A 1,819-nucleotide genomic window follows, 5' to 3' on the forward strand; every position below is an offset into this window, starting at 1 on the left:
ACTATGCCATCACTATGTTTATATATATACAAAATAACAATAACATTATATCCCATTATATATAAAAATTCGTTTTTTTAAAATAATAATAGCCAGTAAATTTCTTTTTATAAGTTGCGTATTGCCATTTCCCTATGAATCAAGTATCCTTAAAGTGAGGTGTCTATTATGCTGAAACGAGATTTTTTAGAAAAGCCCTTTGATTATATGAATGATATATTATTATTTTTATACAACAATCAAGGCCACGCAACAAAAAACGAGCTAGTCAGTGAATTCCAAATTAGCTTACCAACATTAAATGAATATTTGTCTTTCCTGCAAAGTTTTCTTGAAGAAAATCAGGTGAACGAGCAAGTTGAAATAACAATACACGGTGAGAATATCTCTTTGAAAAAAGAACCAACTTTTCCATTAAAAAAAATTGTTGTCCTTTTTCTGGAAAAGTCGATCAAATTTCAAATGGTCAATCAGTTATTTTCGAAAGGAGAATTGACTTGTGACTATTTTCAGCTGAACTACGCAATCAGTTCTGCAACGTATTATCGAAAAATCACTGAGCTAAATGATCTTTTAAAGGAGTTTCGCCTCCAAATCAAACGTGGAAAACTTATTGGAGAAGAAAAGCAAATCCGTTATTTTTTCTTTAGTTTTTTCTGGTTTCTTTTTGAGGATAAAACAAGTTTGGAGAAGGAAACTGCCAACCAGTATCTTGGCTTTGTAGATATTTTAAAAGAATCGCTTAACTTGGTATTTGATCCGACCGAAGTCCTGCAAATTAAATTATGGATGAAAATATCCTTTAGACGACTTACGACAGAGTACAACCCAGTCATTAGTTCGAACTATGATTATCCAGATCGACCATTATTTGAAGAAATTAATTTAGCCTTACATACATATATGAAAAAAATCGAACGTCCATATACTATTTATGAAGCATACATGTTTTATGACTTCTTTTGTTCTATGAATAATTTTTCGCCTAATTCTGCTTTTGCTTTTAGATTAGCAGAAAAGCAACGTAGAGAAAGTTCTTACTTAAACTACATGAATAAAGTGATTTTAAAATACCTAAAGCAGCAAGGATATTTATCGAGTTACGCTTCCTCTGCTCGTTTACTGTATATTGAAAATCTATTGTTTCAACTTCATTCTCAGCTTTATTACTTTGACGGATTTATCTTGGCCTTTGATAGCTGGACAGTGAAGTCCATCGTCAACGCACATCGTCATCCGTTTTCTGGTAATGAAGTTTTTGAATTGATGGATATCGCTACAAAAAAGTTTGATCAAGATGGTGAAAAAGGCAGTTATAAAAATAAATTCACTGAAATCCATTATACGATCATATTAAATCATATTGCGGAATTAAATGAAGAAAAAATTGCAATTGGTGTCTACCATTCACTCAATCCATTTATTGGTGAATTAGTTATCCAGCATTTGACAAACGTTTTAGGTCATAAATATCCAATTAAAGCAGAAGCATTCAAAGAAGACAGTCATTATGATATCCTACTTTCCAATATCTATAGTGAAACAATATCTGAAAAACAAGAATTAGTTTATATTTTTTCAGATATTGGAAATAGTTATGATATGACCGAAATTGAAAAATTGATTATTCAGTTGATTGACACGCGATAGCCTATTGCTTGTTCCATCTATCACTAATTGAAATTATAACAGAGAACGTATCCCTTATGTTCTCTGTTTTCTTTGTACCTATTAAATTTAATGAGAATAATCGTAAATTCAAAGAAAATTATTATTAATCTATTTATTTTTATTTTGTGATTATTTTTAATTCTAAATA

At 30.1% G+C, this 1,819-nt stretch carries 1 protein-coding gene; it reads left to right on the forward strand.

The genetic code is table 11. The annotated features are described in order from the left end of the window. The first annotated feature begins 168 nt into the window (after positions 1 to 168). Positions 169 to 1,650 carry a helix-turn-helix domain-containing protein gene (locus A5819_RS03460; protein WP_086281823.1) on the forward strand — a complete coding sequence of 494 codons (1,482 nt, stop codon included), beginning with the start codon at positions 169 to 171 and terminating at the stop codon, positions 1,648 to 1,650. Positions 1,651 to 1,819: the final 169 nt, after the last annotated feature.

The sequence above is a fragment of the Enterococcus sp. 7E2_DIV0204 genome (assembly GCF_002140855.1).
In the GTDB taxonomy this organism is placed as follows: Bacteria; Bacillota; Bacilli; order Lactobacillales; family Enterococcaceae; genus Enterococcus_L; species Enterococcus_L lemimoniae.